General features: G+C 59.6%; 16 protein-coding genes. 10 read left to right on the forward strand and 6 right to left on the reverse strand.

The features are described from left to right. Positions 1–340: 340 nt before the first annotated feature. Together HFX_RS12860 and HFX_RS12865 are read left to right on the forward strand one after the other, a co-directional pair. Positions 341–1,705: a hypothetical protein gene (locus tag HFX_RS12860; protein WP_004059536.1), complete on the forward strand. Its 1,365-nt coding sequence runs from the start codon at positions 341–343 to the stop codon at positions 1,703–1,705. 75 nt (positions 1,706–1,780) lie between these two features. Continuing rightward, on the forward strand, positions 1,781–2,374 hold the full coding sequence (locus tag HFX_RS12865) for a hypothetical protein (RefSeq protein ID WP_004059535.1): 594 nt from the start codon (positions 1,781–1,783) through the stop codon (positions 2,372–2,374). 111 nt (positions 2,375–2,485) lie between these two features. Here the strand turns inward: HFX_RS12865 and HFX_RS12870 are convergent, their stop codons facing one another. After that, positions 2,486–3,031 carry a GbsR/MarR family transcriptional regulator gene (locus tag HFX_RS12870; RefSeq protein ID WP_004059534.1) on the reverse strand — a complete coding sequence of 182 codons (546 nt, stop codon included), beginning with the start codon at positions 3,029–3,031 and terminating at the stop codon, positions 2,486–2,488. 100 nt (positions 3,032–3,131) lie between these two features. On the opposite strand from HFX_RS12870, the gene HFX_RS12875 reads away from it, so the two are divergent. After that, positions 3,132–4,001, forward strand: coding sequence for an SDR family oxidoreductase (locus HFX_RS12875; protein ID WP_004059533.1), 870 nt, complete (start codon positions 3,132–3,134; stop codon positions 3,999–4,001). A gap of 18 nt (positions 4,002–4,019) precedes the next feature. Here the strand turns inward: HFX_RS12875 and glmM are convergent, their stop codons facing one another. After that, positions 4,020–5,339 carry a phosphoglucosamine mutase gene (gene glmM / locus HFX_RS12880; protein ID WP_004059532.1) on the reverse strand — a complete coding sequence of 440 codons (1,320 nt, stop codon included), beginning with the start codon at positions 5,337–5,339 and terminating at the stop codon, positions 4,020–4,022. Between the two features lie 627 nt (positions 5,340–5,966). Here glmM and HFX_RS12885 point away from each other — a divergent pair. Both HFX_RS12885 and HFX_RS12890 read left to right on the forward strand, forming a co-directional pair. Further along, positions 5,967–9,224: a 5'-nucleotidase C-terminal domain-containing protein gene (locus HFX_RS12885; RefSeq protein WP_004059531.1), complete on the forward strand. Its 3,258-nt coding sequence runs from the start codon at positions 5,967–5,969 to the stop codon at positions 9,222–9,224. Positions 9,225–9,240: 16 nt separating this feature from the next. Next, positions 9,241–10,062 carry a hypothetical protein gene (locus tag HFX_RS12890; RefSeq protein WP_004059530.1) on the forward strand — a complete coding sequence of 274 codons (822 nt, stop codon included), beginning with the start codon at positions 9,241–9,243 and terminating at the stop codon, positions 10,060–10,062. Positions 10,063–10,125: 63 nt separating this feature from the next. On the opposite strand, the gene HFX_RS12895 is transcribed toward HFX_RS12890, so the two are convergent. Beyond that, the gene (locus tag HFX_RS12895; protein ID WP_004059529.1) at positions 10,126–10,365 is read right to left on the reverse strand and encodes a hypothetical protein; all 240 of its coding nucleotides are present in this window, start codon (positions 10,363–10,365) and stop codon (positions 10,126–10,128) included. 780 nt (positions 10,366–11,145) lie between these two features. On the opposite strand from HFX_RS12895, the gene HFX_RS12900 reads away from it, so the two are divergent. From HFX_RS12900 to HFX_RS12915, 4 genes are all read left to right on the forward strand, one after another. Beyond that, complete coding sequence (locus HFX_RS12900) at positions 11,146–11,418, forward strand: PRC-barrel domain-containing protein (RefSeq protein WP_004059528.1); 273 nt, start codon at positions 11,146–11,148, stop codon at positions 11,416–11,418. Between the two features lie 61 nt (positions 11,419–11,479). After that, a complete protein-coding gene (locus HFX_RS12905; protein WP_004059527.1) occupies positions 11,480–11,836 on the forward strand; it encodes a hypothetical protein in 357 nt (118 codons plus the stop codon). A gap of 70 nt (positions 11,837–11,906) precedes the next feature. Beyond that, positions 11,907–13,295, forward strand: coding sequence for a pentapeptide repeat-containing protein (locus HFX_RS12910; RefSeq protein ID WP_004059526.1), 1,389 nt, complete (start codon positions 11,907–11,909; stop codon positions 13,293–13,295). A gap of 55 nt (positions 13,296–13,350) precedes the next feature. After that, positions 13,351–14,244 (forward strand): DUF7139 domain-containing protein, encoded by an 894-nt coding sequence (locus HFX_RS12915; RefSeq protein WP_004059525.1) that lies wholly within the window; start codon positions 13,351–13,353, stop codon positions 14,242–14,244. Between the two features lie 453 nt (positions 14,245–14,697). Here the strand turns inward: HFX_RS12915 and HFX_RS12920 are convergent, their stop codons facing one another. Both HFX_RS12920 and HFX_RS12925 read right to left on the reverse strand, forming a co-directional pair. Beyond that, entirely contained in the window at positions 14,698–15,078 is a 381-nt protein-coding gene (locus tag HFX_RS12920; RefSeq protein WP_004059524.1) for a hypothetical protein, read from the reverse strand. A gap of 4 nt (positions 15,079–15,082) precedes the next feature. Further along, the gene (locus tag HFX_RS12925) at positions 15,083–15,667 is read right to left on the reverse strand and encodes a hypothetical protein (RefSeq protein ID WP_014732433.1); all 585 of its coding nucleotides are present in this window, start codon (positions 15,665–15,667) and stop codon (positions 15,083–15,085) included. 579 nt (positions 15,668–16,246) lie between these two features. On the opposite strand from HFX_RS12925, the gene HFX_RS12930 reads away from it, so the two are divergent. Continuing rightward, positions 16,247–17,395 carry a disk-shape morphogenesis protein volactin gene (locus tag HFX_RS12930; RefSeq protein ID WP_014732432.1) on the forward strand — a complete coding sequence of 383 codons (1,149 nt, stop codon included), beginning with the start codon at positions 16,247–16,249 and terminating at the stop codon, positions 17,393–17,395. 90 nt (positions 17,396–17,485) lie between these two features. Here the strand turns inward: HFX_RS12930 and HFX_RS20630 are convergent, their stop codons facing one another. After that, a complete protein-coding gene (locus HFX_RS20630; RefSeq protein ID WP_014732431.1) occupies positions 17,486–17,689 on the reverse strand; it encodes a zinc finger domain-containing protein in 204 nt (67 codons plus the stop codon). Positions 17,690–17,692 lie beyond the last annotated feature (3 nt).

Raw genomic sequence — 17,692 nt, forward strand, 5'->3', positions numbered from 1 at the left:
CGTACTCGGCACGGAGGTTGGGAACGAGAACGGCTAATGGTACGTGGAGAGTCCAATGGGAATGGGAACTGGGAGCCGTTCTCAACTGCCATATCGGCCGGCACGAGCCTGAATCCAGTGGTCACTGCAATTTCGACCACAACGTGATAGGTTGGGTTGGAATATAGGTACGGTGTACACCGATTTTTCAGCCGCCACCTGTGTCGACCCGGCAAATTTCGTGGACATCTGATATTGTGATTCTCAACGGGAATATCACAACGCGGTCCGTGAAGCCCACTACTGGCAGTCTCGTAACGGCAAAAAGATTAATTAGAAGCTGAGTGGTGGTCGGTACCATATGGGAGTGGTCAGAAACATCCAAGAGCTCACCCAGGTGCTCGAGGAGTTACATAGTATCAGTGGAACACTCACTGACGTCCAACTTACGAGCGAGGGGTCGAGTGAAGACGGCATCGCGACCGCAAGCGGCACACTCGAGTTTCCGGTAGCGGCAGCCGTCGGTATCGACGCCGACCGACTGTCGTTTTCGACGCCATCCGGACAATCGTCCGAAGACGGACATCTCCGTATCGAACTCGATATCGAGCTTACGCCAGCCGCAGAGACGACTGTCGATGCAAGTACAGACAGAGATGCAGACACAACCGGCAGCGCCAACACCGCACAGGTACATACCGATGGGGGTGGAGTCGGTGTGCATCCACCGGGCGTCCGACAGACGCCGCCACTCGAAGCAGCTGAGTCTCCATCCGCATCGTCGACCGACGCGACGAGCGTCGATGATGCAGTCGAAGCCGGTACTGCGACCAATACCGCCTCAGAGACCAGTGTAGACACGTCAACCGAGTCGGCTGCGAGCAGCAATTCTGGTGGGAGTGCTGACGCGACAGGCGTCTCGACAGCCGACACCGAAGACACGGGCACGGATACGGACGGAGCCGAAGACGTCCCCGCACATCGCGACCCTGCACAACTTCAGGCGGTCTACGACGAACACAAGACGTTCAAGGAAATGACCGACGCACTCGGCGTGGACGTCACCCCGCAGACCGTCCGTAACCAGATGATTCAACACGGGATTCACCAGCCAAACTCCTACGGCGAAACCTCGTCGTCGGAGTCCGACGAGCCGTCTCCGTCCGACTCGCAGGGAGATGCGACCGATATGGAGTCCCAGTCAGATGTACGGTCAGTTGGTGTGAGCGAAAAGCCGGATACGACGTCGGCGACGAGGGACGCAGAGAGAGAGGATAAGGCGGACAGAGACACAGAGTCAGAAGATAAGGCAGACACAGAGGGAGAGGATGAGATAGACACAGAGGGAGAGGATGAGATAGACACAGAAACAAAAGAGAAGACAGACACAGTGACGGAGACGACCGCAGGCTCCGACGCAACCGAGCGCGAGACTGACGAAGCGACAGAGACACAGCCCGAGTCAACGACAGCGTCGCTTCCACCGCTTCCGGAGGAGTTTGCACACCTCGAACTCACCACCACCGAAGTCTGCGACGCAGTCGAAGGCGCGAAGACACTCTACGAAGTCGAGCGCACCCTTGGACTCGACCGCGAGCCCGTTCGCGATCTCCTGTCGACGCTCGACCTCCTCGAACTCGTCACGGGACGGATGGTACGTCGCGACCAACCGTCTGCCGCCGAACCCGAGATTCACGAGCGGGTTCACACAGCGCTGGACGCATAATAGCCAGTACAACCCGTCCTTACATGCACCCTTCCCAACCTGCACAGTTATAGCCTAGTATCCCAAATTCACTATATGGTGAATATAGAAAATATAAACGAGACGGGAACCCAAACACCGGTCGAAACCCCACGAAGCGGTCCACTCGGACTCTGGGACCGGCTCGTTGGACCGAGCGCGAGCGTCACGGAACAGGCACTCGTACTGGCGTTTGGGGTCGTGTTCACCGGCGTCGTGTTCTTCTACGCCCGTACGAAAGCACTCGATTGGACGGTGATTCAGCAACTGCTCGTCGCGTTTCTGGCACTCGACATCGCGGGGGGTATCGTCGCCAACACGACTACGAGCGGGGTCGAATGGTGGCATCGACCCTCGCAGCGCCGCCGCGACCACTTCGCGTTCGTGGCACTCCACATCTACCCGTTCGCGCTGGCGCTGGTCTTCGAGACGGTTTCGTGGGCCGAAGGCGCGCTCGTCTACGGCTATCTCCTCGGGAGCGCGGTGATGATTCTCCTGAGTCCGCGGCACCTTCGACGACCGGTCGCGATGCTGTTCACGGCAGTCGGAATCCTGCTTGCACTCGTTGGTGTCTCGTTCGGTCCCGGCTTGGAGTGGTTCGTCCCGTTCCTCTATCTCAAACTCCTCGGGGGACACCTCGCAGCGGAGTGAGGGCGAGAAAACGACCGAGTGAAGGATAGCAGAAAACGACCGAGTGAAGGATAGCAGAAAACGACCGAGTGAAGGATAGCAGAAAACAAGAACCCTTCAGCTGAGGTGACGCTACGAGTCGTCGCCCGTCGAGTCGCGCGCCTCGACTTCGGCGGCGACGGCGAGGAACTCGTCGAGTGAGACGTTCGTGAAAAACGAAAGTAGCTGTTCGGACTGGTCGTAGAAGTGTTGGAGGTCCGCAATCCGCGCTTGCGCCTGTGCCGTCTGTTCCGTCTCGGGCGCGTTGTCGAGCGTCTCCTGTGCCGTTTCGAGCGCCCGCGTCATGATTCGAATCTCGCGGCGACCCTGCTGTTCGAGAAATTCCTGCATAACTGTCCAGAAGTCCGTCTCGGCCTCGAAGTACACTTTCCGGCCCTCACCGGGACTCGACTGCCGACGGACGAGGTGATACGGTTCTAACGCGGACATGGCGTTGCTCACGGTCGATTTGGCGTAGCCCGATTCGGCAACTAACTCGTCGAGCGACATGGGTTCCCCCACGAAGTACAGCAGTCCGTAGATGTGCCCGTAGCTCCGGTTGAGCCCGTACATCTCCGCTGTTCGGGCCATCGCATCGGCGATTTCGACCTTTGCGTCGTCGTATGCGTCGGCGGTCATGACGCGGTGTTCGCGCCGGAATAGTAATACAGTATCGAGACTATATTCGGTATATAGTGAATATAGAAAACATAAGGTCGGAGCGAACGGGAGCAGAGCGATGACGCGTGTGTTGGTCGCCGGGGCAACCGGCTATCTCGGAAGGCACGCCGTACAGGCGTTCAGCAATCGGGGATACAGCGTCCGGGCGCTTTCGCGACCGCAGTCGGTGGACAAACTCTCGACCGCGGGGAAGTATCTCGAACCGGCAGTCCGCGACGATATTGATGACCTCTTTGTCGGGACTGCGACCGACCCAGACACTCTCGGGGGACTGTGCGACGATGTGGATGTCGTGTTTTCGTCGCTCGGAGTGACTCGTCAGCAGGCGAGCCACTGGGAGGTAGACTACGAGGCGAACCGGACGATTCTCAATCTCGCGGCTGCGGCGGCTGTCGACCAGTTCGTGTTCGTCTCGGTAGAGCGTCCGGACCTCTGGGGGTCGCTCATCGAACCGCGGGAGCAATTCGTCGCGGAACTCCACGAGTCGGGACTCTCACATACCGTCGTCCGCCCGACGGGCTACTTCTCAGATATGACCGAATTCTTCGAGATGGCACGCCGCGGCCGGGCGTTTCTCGTCGGCGACGGGACGGCACAGATGAATCCCATTCACGGGGCTGACCTCGCCGAGGTGTGTGTCGATGCCGTCGGCGACTCCCGAAGCGAATTCTCCGTTGGCGGTCCGGATGTCTTCACCTACGACGAGATTGCCGAACTCGCGTTTGATGCCCTCGACAAGTCGCCGACGGTGACGCACCTCCCGAAGTGGCTCGTCGATTCCCTACTGACGGCGGTCCAACCGTTCAATCGACGCTATGCAGCGCTGGGAAGTGCGTTCTCGGATATTCTCACGACCGACGTGGTTGCCCCGAAAACGGGGTCGCACTCGCTGGCGGAGCAGTACGCGAAGTTGGCGGCGCGTACGTGAGAGAAAAAACGCGGAAGATTACCGGGCGTCGTCGACGAACTCCCGAGCGTCGGCCAACAACGCATCCGCACGGGCCTCGTCGCGGGCTTCGGCAGTCAACCGAATCAACGGCTGTGTCCCGCTCGCGCGAACGAGGAACCAGCCGTCGTCCTCTTCGACGCGGACGCCGTCGAGCGTCGATACGGCGTCAGGGTCGTAGGTATCTAAGAGCGCACTGCGGACCGCGCTCATCACTTCGCGTTTCCGGTCGGTTTCGACACTTGTCCGTCGCAGTGGGTACGACGCGAGTTCTTCGCGCTGCGCTGCGAGCGGGCCGCGTCGGTCGATGAGTTCGACGAGCTTGCACGCCGCCAGCGGACCGTCGGGGCAGAGCGTCTCCGCGGGCCAAATCCACGCGCCGCTCGGTTCGCCGCCGAAGACGACATCGTCGTCACGGGCCGCCTCCGCGACGAACACGTCGCCGACTTTCGTCCGGGTGAGCGACGCGCCCTGCGTGTCGAGTACGTCGTCGACGACGAGACTCGTGTTGAGCGGGGCGGCGACGCGTTCGCCGGAGGATACGGCCTCACGACCGAACAGCGCGAGGAGTTCGTCGCCTTCGATGAACGACCCCGTTTCGTCGACAGCCATCATGCGGTCGGAATCGCCGTCGTGTGCAATGCCGAGGTCGGCGTCCGTATGTGCGACGACCGAACACAGTGTCTCGCAGGTTTCGGCCGTTGGCTCACTCGGCCGGCCGGGGAAGCGACCGTCGGGCGTGGCATTGAGTGTCTGTACGTCACACCCCAGTCGACGGAGGGCCTCGACGGTCGCGCCACCCATGCCGTTTCCGAGGTCGACGACGACCGAAAGGTCGCCTTCGATATCGACTGCCGAACAGAGCGCATCGACGTGTCGGGCGGTGAGGTCCGGTGCAGTCGACTCGTCGCCGACAGCGTCCCACGCCGCGTATGACCGCTCGTCGGCGTCGAGCGCGGCTTCGATTTCCGTGCGCCGGTCCTCGCCGAACGCTTGGCCGGACGGGGCCCACAGTTTGAATCCGTTATCTTCCGGCGGGTTGTGCGAGGCGGTAATCATTAGTCCAGCGTCCGAGTCGGTCCACGCGACACCGCGTGCGAGCGCCGGCGTCGACACTTGACCGGCGCGGACGACTTCCACACCAGCACTTCGGAGCGCCGCACTCGCTGCATCGGAAAGAAGCGGGCTGGTCGTTCGTGCGTCACGGCCGACGACGACGCGGTTGTTCCCACAGGCTGCGAGCGCCTGTCCAAGTGCTGTCGCAAACTCGGGCGTGATCAGGTCCCCGACGGGTCCCCGCACACCACTCGTTCCGAACATGTGCGACGATTTTCTCATTGAACAATGAACGCTTCGGCCTGCAAACCGACCACGTATCGATAGACGAAATCAGGAACTAACAGGATTGTGCCGGGGAACATCGGCTTTCTTCCCGAGATTGACCTGAAGAGATGTGCAACAGAGATAACTACAGAACACCCCAGTCTTCGGGACAATATACGTAGAGGCCCCTAATGGGGCAGGAACAGCCAGCGGAGCCAATAGTGTGTAGTGGGTGTACACAGTATCAGCGCTGACCATTCACCCAGACACGGTTCTCCAAGAAAAAATATTTGGTTGGCATGTACTGCTAGTACTTTCAGAGGCAATTTCGAAGAGCCAGTCGTGAAACGGGCATCGGTCGGGTCGCCCGCGACAACGGTTCAGATGTTGACTCCGATACGACCGCTCAAGTGGTGAGTAGTAGACAATATATATGACACTATACATACATTCTCTCCCCCACAAATAGACAGTTTATCAAAATATCACATCATCTATGTACTACAATTATTAGAGATTATCAACCACCAATCGGAGCGGACAGGTGTGTCTTCGCACACACCGAAACAGTCAGCACTCAGTCGCACTGTAACGGTGCTATTGGTGTTAGTGCTCACAACCGCAATGCTCCCCACAGGCGTGGCGAGCGCGGCGGCGGACACTGACATCACTGCACTCGAAACCACCAATCAGTTCGCGATGGACGAAGCCGCCGGACCAGCCGACGTGTCCATCACCGAACTCCAGTCGAATACGACCGATGGCGACGCCTCGGCCTACGAAGGTCAGGTCGTCAACACCTCGGGAACCGTCACAGCAACCAACGCCAATGGCTTCTTCTTGCAGGACGCGTCCGCGGACGATGTTCAGCACAGCGGCGTGTACGTCTACACCGGCGGCGCGCCGAGTGTCGCACCCGGCGATGTCGTGGACGTGGAAGCTCCCGTAAAGGAGTACAACGGACTCACGGAACTCGACCTGACGGGCGACAACGCCACGGTGTCGACGACCGGCAGTGAGTCCGTCCCTGAAGCGACGCCCATCTCCACGGCGGACGCCGCACAGGAAGCCTACGAGGGCGTCTTCGTCAACGTGACCGACCTCGAAGTCACGAAAACGCCCGGCCAGTACGGCGAGTGGGCAGTCACCGACGGCTCGTCAGCCATCGCCGTGGACGACAAGACGACCGGCGACGAGACCACGCCGAGCGAGAATGGAAGCACCATCGACGCCATCGAAGGCCCGGTGTTCTACAGCTTCGGCGCGTTCAAGCTTCAGCCTGCGACCGTTTCGAACCTGACCGCCCCGGGAACCGGCGGCGGCGATGGCGGCGACGGGGGAAGCGGAGACGGTTCCGATAACACCACGAGTCCGAACGAGACGACGATTACGCTCGTCGGCTACAACGACATCGGCAAGGCCGCGGCCGGTTCGGGCGACGACGAACTCGGCCGGATGATTACGCTCATCGAACAACAGCGCGCCAACGCGGACGGTCCCGTGTTCGTCGCCGGCGGCGGCGACGAACTGAGTCCGCACGCCCTCCGCAACTACGACGGCCTCGACAAGCCCTACGAACCGCCGGTAACGGCGCTGAACCTCATCAACCCCGACGCTGAGGTCGTCCAGAATCACGAACTCGACTACGACGAAGACGCCGGGGCCAACGACTTCGCCGTCTTCGAAGCAATCTCCAACGAATCCACCTACCCGTGGTTGCTCGCCAACGTGGTTCACGAGGACACCGGCAAGAACCTCCCAGGAACCCAGAACTACACCGTCGTCGAGCGCGACGGTGTCCGCGTCGGCTTCTTCGGACTCACCGACGAGGCTATCAACGCCAAGACAGACGGCGTCATGGAGCGCAACGGCTACAAAGTCCTCGACCCGACGACGGCCGCACAGCGGACGACGAACACCCTCCGCAACGAGGAGAACGTCGATGTCGTCGTCGCGCTCGCGCCGCTCGGCATTCCGGACTCGAAGCAACTCGCACGGGACGTCGACGGGATGGACGCGCTCATCTCCGGCGACGACCACCAGCGTTACTCCCCGCAGCAGACCGACGGCGTCCTCATCGGCGAGACGAGCGGGAAGGCAAGCGCCATCATGTCGATGAAGCTCACCGTCGAAGACGGCACAGTCACCGATTCGTCGGGCGAACTTGTCGACGTGACGACCAACACGTCCCGCAACGAGACGTGGAAGAACTACATCAACCCGCTCCGCGAGGAGTACCTCAACACGAAGCTCGCAACGGCGGTCATGCCGGAACACACGGGTGTCGGCTCTAGCTACACCGACGACTCCGCCACGGGCCACCTCGTCACTGACGGGGTTCGAAATTACACCGGCGCTGACGTGGCCGTGACGAACGCCGGCGGCATCCGTGACACGCTCTACCCGACCGACAAATACGGCGCGGGTGAGACGTTCAACATCACCCGCGGGATGGTCACCTCGACTCACTCGTTCGGAAACACCATCGTCGTCGTGGAAGTGACGGGCGCGGAACTCCGCGAGGTCGTCAAGAGCCAAATCACGCCGCTCGGTATGGAGAACCAGTACGGCACACAAACCCAAGAACAGGTAAGCGGCGTCACCTTCGAATGGGTTCCGCACTCCGACAGCGCGTCCCCAAGTGAGGGCGATGCGACCGTACAGGACCTCACGGTGAACGGCGAACCCGTCAACGACTCCGAGACGTACACGCTCGCAGTCAACTCCTACATCGCCGACGGCGGCAGTAGCTACCCACTCGCCGACGCTCCGCGCGTGAAGGTGTACAACGAGACGACGATGGCCGAAGGTGTCATCGGCTACCTCCAGAACCGAAGCACAATCGAAGCCGTCGAAGTCGATACCGAGTCCGACGACCGGATGCGCCGCGTCGACACGGTCGTCGACGCCTCAGCAGTCGACATGTCCGCATCGAACGGCCAGACGCCGTTCACCATCGACGCCCCCTCGCGTGTGACCGGCGTCGACGGCGCGGCAGCGTTCGCCGACCGCAACGGTACGTACGTCACGACGACGAACGTCACCTACGACGGCCAGTCCGGTACGGTGACTGTGACGGTCCCGACTGACGAATTGGCCGCCTTCGAGACGGCCCCGCTCGCGCCTAACTCGGGTATCGACCTCTACGTCGACTACACCGACAGCGAGTATTCGAGTCAGTACGAGAACTTCGACACCGCAGTGTTGAATGTCGACCTCGAAACCGGGTCGCCGACGCCGACACCGTCGCAGTCGGTCGCGCTCGCCATCGGAGACAGCGACGGACCCGTCCCGCTCGGCGACGAACGGGAATTCGAAATCACCGCAAGCGACGTCGAGCAGGGCATCGGTGCCTACGAAATGACGGTGACGGTCGGCGACGCCGAGGTTGCTCGCATCACCGACGTTTCGTTCGCCAGCGAACCCGGCTTTTCGGAAGTTCACATCAGTGAGAACGGAACGAGCGCGGACATCGCCGTCGCAGGTGCCGAAGCGTCCGCATCGGACGAACAGGTTCTCGCAACCGTCTCGGTCGAGGGCGTCACCCTCAACGAGTCGACGACGCTCGAACTGACGCCGACCGCCGGGCCGTACGCCCAAAACGGAAGCAGTTACGGGGTCTCGGAAATCGACAACCGACAGGTGACTGTCGAACCCGGTGACGTGACCGGAAACGGGCAGAAGATGGCCGACCCCGACGGTGACGGCACGTTCGAAGACATCAACGGCGATGGCTCCGTGGATATCATCGACGCACAGGCGCTGTTCGTGAACCGCGAAAGCGACACCATGCAGTCGAACGTCGATGCGTTCGACCTGAACGACGACGGGAAGGTCAACGTGGGCGACGTGCAGCGACTGTTCTACGGCGCAGATGTCTAAGCCAGTGACCCAACACATGTCGACAGCGACGACGCGAATCACGCGGGTGCTCGGCCTTGCAGTCTGTCTCAGTGTGGTCTGTCTGGTCGTGGCTGCCCCAGTCACACTCGCGGCCACAGCGACCAGCGTCGGCTTCGAGACGGGACAGACGACCATCGAACCCGGTTCGACAACGACTGTCGACATCGTCGTCGACAACGTCGATGCCGGCGTCGGTGCGTACAACCTGACGGTTGCGCTCGAAGACGAATCTGTCGGCGAGATTTCTGAGGTGACGCTTCCGGACGGTGCTGAAGTCGCACCGAGAAACGTCTCGTACAGTGATAACCGAACGTCGGCGACCGTTCGAGTGGTCGGTCTCGACACGGCTGAGACGGGAACCGTTCCGATTGCCAGCGTCACCGTCGAAGTGGCTGATTCGACCGGCGAGAGCACGCTGGACGTTGCCGTCTCCAAACTCGGTGACAAAAACGGCAACGCCTACACGGTCTCCGATACCTCTGGAATCGACCTGTCGGTCTCCGAGTCTAACGGGTCGACAGGCGGTGGGGGTGGAGGCGGCGGAGGCGGCGGCGGTTCGGACAACGACGATTCCGACGGCGACGGTTCGGACAACGACTCGCAGACGACCACCGCGAGTTCACCAACGCCGACAACCGACGCACCGACGACGACCGCGTCGGCGACGCCGACATCCCAATCGACGACCGTGACGACACAGGATACCGCGACTGGCGAACCAACGACCGAAACCGGCGTGCCCGGGTTTGGAACCGTGGCTACGCTCGTCGCGGCGGGCGTCTTCAGCCTGCTGCGTGTAACGCGACGGCGTCGCTAGCGACGCTCGGCTATTTTTTTGGCTGTCGCAGAGAGTGTTGTATCTGTGTCTGTGCTCCCGACCCTACTCGAAATAGAGGAGTAGTATGCAAACCGGAGCAATCACAGCACCCCCGAGTAGTATCCCAGCGATAGACGATAGCAAGCCCAACCCTCCATCGGGGGCGAAGGTGAGTCCAGCGTAGATTCCCACTGTGATGCTGATAAGCGTCAGCGTGAAAACTAACGCCGGTGTCAGAACCGGGCGGTTCAGTTCATCTTTCCCGAAGAGTCCGTTTACAGTCGCTTCGAGGTCAGACGCCATGCGATAGTGTTCGTCCACGTCCAGATATAGATGTTGGGCAGACGAGGGTCGGGTACGAAAAAGTATGTCTTGCAACCGCCCTCAGGTCGTATCGTGTGGCACGTACGCGCCAAGGTACAGAGCACGTACTCACTAAATGCACACCGACAGTCTGTGTACGCCAAGACACCTAATCACGATGAATCGAAACGAAACGTCTGAAGGGAGGTGGCGGATTTCGGATGCAGTTGTCGGAGGTTTTTCACTGCTAATCGCGTCCCGGATGGGATTTCGTTCGCATTTTTTCAGCGCAGTTAGGATTGCGATGTTTAGTGTCGTTGCCGCGCTGCGATTTCGGTCACGGCGTGTTCGCGCGTGGATGGACGAGCACACATGGGGCTTTGTTGACGATTCTGACCGTGTTTTTCCTCATTACGGTCGCCGGAGTGTATCCATGACGACCGCTGCCCGCGAATTAGTCGCCGCTAGTCGAGGTAAACGGGTGATTGCCACCGAGGAAGGGAGTGGTCAGACTGCCTCAGTAGTGTGGTGGTGGGGGGAAGAGAGGTACCGAGGCGGATGGGCATCTGACCAGTATCCGATTTTCACTGAAGTATGAAAAACATACTGGTAGTAGTTACCATCGATAGCGCCCAAGTCAGCCAATAGATGAAGCCTACAAACGAGACATAGTTGGTGTAATCGGCACGAAGCCTCGTTAACGGTGGTTCGATAGGTTACAGCGACTATATTCAACCGCAACCACATTGTTTTTCATTGATAGGTTCGATAGCTACCACTATGGCCCTCCATTCAACGACGAGTGTCGAACCGATTCCGAGCGTCGACGGACTCCCTGTGTACGCAGCGTCGGGGAACCGCATTGGTGAGGCAATCGACCTCTGTGTCGACCTCGAAAACGACTGTGTGACGGGGCTTCTCGTCTCGATGGACGAGCCACTGGCGAACGTCGAAGCGGGGGAACGCGGCGTTCGAATCCCATACCGGTTCGTCGATGGCATTGCAGATATCATCGTCCTGACGAGCGACCCCATCATCGAATCCGTGGAGTGATGGTTCTCCCGTTTCCGACGGATGTAGACACGTTGATAGTTCGCAATCGAGAACAAGAGGTATGAGTCTCTACGAGTCGATACATAAGTTCGTCGGCGACCACGAGACGCTTCACTCGGTCAGCCAGCATGAGCAGGCGACGGTGCTCCTGACGGACACGCGTCTCGTCGAAGTTCAGTATACGGCCGGTGGGGAGAAGCCGGAAGACCTCACAAGGTTGCGGTCAATCCAACTCAATCGCTCACTCTTTGCCGGATACTCGGCGGTGTTCGATGAGGACCGGACGGTCATCGAGTTCCACGGGGAATCCGGCGATACGGTCGAATCGGTCACGTTACCCGCCCGAGACCACGGATTCGTCGCCACGTTCTCGGCGGTCGTCGGCGATGCCGAAGCGGCCGAAGTGGCCTCACAGTAGCTGCCGTGGTGTGAATCTGTGCCAGTACGTGACAATCTATTTATGAAATAGACACTGAATGTGAGGTGTCGTGAAAAACGACCCTCGGTGCGCCTACGAGCACGTCTACCGCGATACAACCGACGAGCAGGTGGACGCCAAAGAGGGCCCCACCGTCTGGCAGTGTCCACATCCAGCGAGCGGCGCGACCGAATACTGTCTCTTTCACGCGCCGATTGAGGGGAAGAACGCGGAGGCGGTGACGGAGAGCCTTCTCGACGTTGTTAACGACCCCACGAGACCGTCTGTGTTCATCGGCGGGAAGTTCGAGACGCTCGGGTTGGCGTCGGCGGACCTCGAAAGCGAGGAACCAATCGACCTCCGTGGAGCCATGATTCACCACAACTGCGACCTCAGAGATGCGACCGTTGATGCTCCACTACGACTCGACGGGGTTTCGGTTGGTGGGGCGATGTGCATGCAACGATTTGAGGCGCGTTCGACGGTCTCCTGCCGAGGACTCCAAGTCGGCGGTCGATGGGCACTCTGTGAGGCGACCGTCGACGGCCGTCTCGATGCGACTGACTTTAGCACCGAGTCGCTTATCGCGACAGATGCGCACTTCGTCCGTGGTGCCACGTTCAGGAGAGGGACTGTCGAAGCCCAGTTTGCCGCTGCTCGTGCCACGTTCGACGGCCCGACATGGCTCTCACATACGCGAGTCGGAGGACACCTCGACCTCGGGAACGTCACGTGTACGCATCGACTCTCCCTCGCACACTGCCACGTCGACGAACACGTCAACATCCAGTCGGCGACAGTCGACGACGGAATATCTCTCGACCATCTTCACGTCGGTCACGAGTTCGATGCAACACGGCTCACGGTCACGGGCGGAATCGACGCAACCACCGGACAGTTCGACGGCACCGTCGACTGTACGGGACTCACAGTGACGGACGGACGAGTCGACTTCGGACACTGCACGTTCGAAGGCCCAGTGTACTTCGACGGCGCAACAATCAGTGGCCGGAAACTCCGGTTCCACGATGCGCAGTTCGAATCAGGAACTGTATCGTTCGTCCGAACTGCTATTTCCGGAAACCTCGACCTCTCGGGTGTGACGTGCTCGACCACAGCTACAGTACGTGTCGTAGAAGGGTCAGTCGGGGGGAGCATCATCTGTGACCATGCGACGTTCGAGGACGAACTGTTCTTCTCGAACGTCCGCGTGAAACGCGACTTCGACTTCTCGGACTGTACCGTCGGAACACTCACGTTCGGCGTCGAAGTCGACGGCCGATTGGACTTCGCGTACACACACGTCACTGATAGCGCCGAGTTCAGAGCGACAATCATACACGGCCCCGCTCGATTCACCAGCGCACAGTTCGATACCGACCCGTCGCTCACGGATGCAACGCTCGACGGGACCGTCGCGGCGTACAACCTCTCGGTCGAGTCTCCCGACCAGTCGTGACTCCTCGTCGTCGCCGGACGAACATTATATGTCACGTGAGCGAATCCTCTGACATATGACGAGTGACGGGCAGAACAGACTCCTCGCCCTTTATCGGCACTACGTCGGCTCAGACCCCGACGAGACGACCGTCTATCTGGGCTTCGCGCTGTTCTTCACGGCAATCGGACTACTCGCAGTCGCACTGGCGACGGTGATCTGGAGCGGTGGCGTCCCACCCGAAAACATCTTCAAATACGAACTCCGCGAGGTCGCCGGCGTTACGGGCGCAATCGGGATTCCGTTGTTGCTTACCTCGGTCGTCGTGTTGTTGCCGACGAAGTATCGACTGCCGACGATTATCGTCGCCGTCGTTGGCCTCATCATCTGCGCTGTTGGCGTCAACCAGTTCGTCACCGCGTACCCGCACAACTGGAACGTCGGGGCGGCCGCAGACCAGAGTGGGGAAATCGTCGGTATCTACGCCATCGGCGCGGTCGCCGTCGTCGCCGCGAGCGGAACGACGCTCGTCGGGTTCCAACTGGCGCGCGCTCGGACGCCGGAACCATCGGCGGCGGACAACAATGCTGACGGTGACGATGGCGTCGACGAGGAAGCCGTCTCGGAGCAAGTGCGCCGCGACATGGACGAAGCGCTCTCGAACACCGAACTGTCGTGGGGCGGCGTCCGAAAGAAAGAGACGACGCGCCTCAAACTCGACACGTCGTCGGTCGACGACATTGACCGGTCCAGTTTCGAGAACGCGAAGGTAACCGAGACACGTGGAGGCAGCGTCGACGATGCGGTCTCGGGACTCCAAGGGCTTCGTGGCGGTGAAAAAGAGACGGCCGTCGGTGAAAGCACGGACGACCAAGCCACCGCACTCTCCGAACTCCGTAAGCAACAGCAGGCCACAGAGGAGGCGGAATCGACCGGCCTTCTCGACCGGATTCGCGGGCTGTTTTCCTGAACGCCGCGCGCTCGCGCAAGGTTATTTTGCAGGTTCTGGGGCCGACTGACTTCACAACATCAAGCGTGCCGCGAAACAGTGAAACCAACCGCCGTATAGCGATTCACCAGAGCCTAATTTTCAGCGACCGCATCAATCGCTCAACGGACGACCGCCAGCTCAGGAGGTTAACTAGACAGTGTCCACGAAACTATTGTGTCACGGGGTATAGCTCAACCTGAATTCGAAGGGGTATCCTATTCGTGGGGTCCGGAGAAATGACAGCGGTTGATACGTGTTTGCCCTGCATTAACCGGCAGTGTTCAGATAGGGATGAGCAGTGAGGCTGCGCGTTTTCTGCGTGCACTATGCTCGAAAACGCCTGACACAGTGGCTTCGCCTTCGCGTAGCATCAGCCAATCAGAACCTACCGAAATGAAGGGGATAGCCTGGCGGTTCACTGCCCCCCGGACATCAGCGAGGTCGGGTAGCGAAGTAGGTCAGCACGACCAGGCCACCGATCGGACCAAGTAACTCGGCCCCGAATCGCGAGAAATCGCCCGTGAGATAGCCGAACGCGAGGCCAACAATCAATATAGCGACGAGCAGGCTGACGAAGCCCCAGACGTAACTCGGTGACTGATTGCTGTCACAATGGTCGATGCCTGAACTGGTCAGTTCACCCAGGGCGGCGACGATACCAGACACCCCCCACAGCAGACCAACAGTCAACTCTGGCACCCACGCGATCGCTGGGGCGTTCGCAGCAGATTCGACCGCGGGAACAACCCGCATAAACGACATTGATCCGCTAATGACGAGGAACGCCACCGCCTTCTGGGTACGCTTTTCCATCGTATTACAGGTGTTCTTGGCCTTGGATGTAATGGTACGGGGGAAGGTTGTCTGGTGCCGGGTCGACGTAGTCGTTGACGATGAGGACATCGATCGCGACGCCATGCCCGTCGTTCGATATCTTTACCCAAGAGAGTTCAACAGCGATGACGGCAGCAAAGGCCGCAATGATGAGTGGCCCAATCGGGCCGGTGACGCCGGCAGAAACCAGGGCCGCTTCGGCTGCCACCGCACCGACCCCGCTGGCCGCTGTGACCGCTTCAACTAGGTCCTTCGTCAAGTTGTCGTCCATGAAGATCCGGTACCTGTCGCGTAGGGGACCCTGATGAAGGATTTCCAGTTTGGTTTTGCCGCTGTTGCCTGAGTTATGCGACAAGGTACCTACTTGGTCATTACTCTTAATGTGCCACTCGGCTTCGACTTGGTCGCCGTCCTCGCTGAACGTCACGTCGCCGTCCTCAGAGGCCTTGTTGAGGCCCTGAATGCCCTGGTTCATCTCGTTGTAGCTGAGACGCTTGAAGTGGTCCGGGACGTGATCCACTTCGGAGGCGTCCGGCGCGGACTCCCACTCTCGTTCGGAGACAGCCATGTTGAAACGGCCATTCTGGAACTGTGCCCAGTCAGGCGGACCTCGTCGCCCTCTCCCTTGACCGTCGCCGCGACCACGACCGGGGTTCGCAGATGCGGCGCCAGAGGCACCAACGAGTCCGACGAGAGTCATTCCGGTAGTTTTCAAGATGTTTCGTCTAGTCGAATTTGAATCATTTGGTGACATGATTCAAATCATATTTCAAACAAGTAGATTTAAAACATTTTCATATGCTGGGATGCGGGAAACGACTACTGTGTCCACCAGCGCCGATTCCCTGCAAGATGAGACTTGTACCAACGAGTCCCGCGATCTCGTTGTCCGTACCCATCGTGTTACCGAGAATTTCGTGAACTCGTCGTAAAATGTGTTGTTCATAACATCAAGCGTACCGCAACATAGCCGGATCAACCGCTGTATGGCGATTCACCAGAGCCAAATGCCACAGACCGTGGTTGCCATCAAAGTGATTTCGCCGGAGACAGAACGCAGACCCAAGTTATCACTCATTAATACATAACGAGAGTGAATGTAATCTCTGTATACAGATTTATGCGAGGGCCATACGAGGTATTACGTATGGCGAAAGGCCTTGACGTAGGTACGATGAACATCCTGTCCGCGAGTCAGGATGGAAACGAGACGGTTTTTGTCCAGCAGCGAAACTCGTTTGTCGAAATCGACTACAGCGACATGGCGGAACAGATGCTCTCGCGGAGCGACGTTCTGCACATCCGCAAGGACGACAAAGTGTACGTCGTCGGCGACGACGCACTCAACTTTGCGAACATCTTCAGCAAGGAAACGCGGCGGCCGATGCAACACGGCATCCTCTCCAGCGAGGAGTCCTCCGCGATTCCGATGATTAAACTCATCATCGAACAGGTCGTCGGCGCGCCCTCCCGCCCGAACGAACGCCTGTTCTATTCGAGTCCCGCAGACCCCATCGACTCCGAGCTTTCGACGCTGTATCACGACAAGACGCTCGAATCGATGCTCGGCGATATGGGGTACGACCCCGAACCCATCAACGAGGGGATGGCGGTCATCTACAGCGAACTCGCAGACAACAACTTCACCGGTCTCGGCATCTCGTTCGGCGCAGGCATGACGAACATCTGTCTGTCGTACTACGCGGTCCCCGTGATGCAGTTCTCCATTGCCCGCGGTGGCGACTGGATCGACAACCAGACCGCACAGGCGACCGGAACAGCCGTCGACAAGGTGACCTCAATCAAGGAAGACGGCTTCGAACTCGACTTCCGCACCGACGTCGGCGGCGTCGAGGGCGCACTGTCCATCTACTACGAAAACCTCCTCGACTACGTTATCGAGAACATTGAACGCGAAGTCGACGAAGAAGACATCGAAGAAGGACTGGACGTACCGGTCGTCGTCACCGGCGGTACGTCGAGTCCCGAAGGCTTCGAACAACTGTTCGAACACCACCTCGAAGACTCGACGATTCCGTTCTCCGTGAACGAGGTCCGCAGTATCGAACGCCCGCTGTACAGCGTCGCTCGCGGGTCGCTCGTCGCGGCACGGTCTGAAGAGGAATCCAACGGTGGGTCCGGAAGCGGGTCCCGCAAAAGCTCGAAGTCGAAATCTAAGTCCAAAGCGAACTCCAAGTCCAAGTCCAAGTCCAAGTCCAAGTCCAAGTCCAAGTCCAAGTCCAAGTCCAAGTCCAAGTCGAAAAAGGAAGCCGAAGCGTCGAGCGAATCGAACTAACCAACGACGCCAGACGAAGTGTCGAGCACGCGGCACCGACAGCAGCGCGGCGGTGACCAGTCGGAAGCGCCGAAAGCGGAAGCGACTCGTTTAGCAGTCGTCGCCGCCGTCGCATCGCGTCTCCGCGGCCTGTTTGCGAAAACGCGTTATAGCGTCGTCCCACGACTCACTTGCAGGGGCGTCGCGCTCGTGCGATGCTTCGATATCAGCGAAACCGCAGCGCTCGCAGTACAGCGCTGCATGTCCATCGAAAGCAAGCGTAGACAGGTGCTGTGAGCAACGCGGGCAAGGCATACG

It is taken from the genome of Haloferax mediterranei ATCC 33500, from assembly GCF_000306765.2.
GTDB lineage: Archaea > Halobacteriota > Halobacteria > Halobacteriales > Haloferacaceae > Haloferax > Haloferax mediterranei.

Bases quoted from the DNA above. Each gene is read 5' to 3' on its own strand.
- HFX_RS20630 (WP_014732431.1), bottom strand. From the start codon at position 17,689: ATGCCTTGCCCGCGTTGCTCACAGCACCTGTCTACGCTTGCTTTCGAT.
- HFX_RS12915 (WP_004059525.1), top strand. From the start codon at position 13,351: ATGACGAGTGACGGGCAGAACAGACTCCTCGCCCTTTATCGGCACTAC.
- glmM (WP_004059532.1), bottom strand. From the start codon at position 5,339: ATGTTCGGAACGAGTGGTGTGCGGGGACCCGTCGGGGACCTGATCACG.
- HFX_RS12885 (WP_004059531.1), top strand. From the start codon at position 5,967: ATGCTCCCCACAGGCGTGGCGAGCGCGGCGGCGGACACTGACATCACT.
- HFX_RS12930 (WP_014732432.1), top strand. From the start codon at position 16,247: ATGGCGAAAGGCCTTGACGTAGGTACGATGAACATCCTGTCCGCGAGT.
- HFX_RS12870 (WP_004059534.1), bottom strand. From the start codon at position 3,031: ATGACCGCCGACGCATACGACGACGCAAAGGTCGAAATCGCCGATGCG.
- HFX_RS12925 (WP_014732433.1), bottom strand. From the start codon at position 15,667: ATGGCTGTCTCCGAACGAGAGTGGGAGTCCGCGCCGGACGCCTCCGAA.
- HFX_RS12890 (WP_004059530.1), top strand. From the start codon at position 9,241: ATGTCGACAGCGACGACGCGAATCACGCGGGTGCTCGGCCTTGCAGTC.
- HFX_RS12900 (WP_004059528.1), top strand. From the start codon at position 11,146: ATGGCCCTCCATTCAACGACGAGTGTCGAACCGATTCCGAGCGTCGAC.
- HFX_RS12920 (WP_004059524.1), bottom strand. From the start codon at position 15,078: ATGGAAAAGCGTACCCAGAAGGCGGTGGCGTTCCTCGTCATTAGCGGA.
- HFX_RS12905 (WP_004059527.1), top strand. From the start codon at position 11,480: ATGAGTCTCTACGAGTCGATACATAAGTTCGTCGGCGACCACGAGACG.
- HFX_RS12860 (WP_004059536.1), top strand. From the start codon at position 341: ATGGGAGTGGTCAGAAACATCCAAGAGCTCACCCAGGTGCTCGAGGAG.
- HFX_RS12865 (WP_004059535.1), top strand. From the start codon at position 1,781: ATGGTGAATATAGAAAATATAAACGAGACGGGAACCCAAACACCGGTC.
- HFX_RS12895 (WP_004059529.1), bottom strand. From the start codon at position 10,365: ATGGCGTCTGACCTCGAAGCGACTGTAAACGGACTCTTCGGGAAAGAT.
- HFX_RS12875 (WP_004059533.1), top strand. From the start codon at position 3,132: ATGACGCGTGTGTTGGTCGCCGGGGCAACCGGCTATCTCGGAAGGCAC.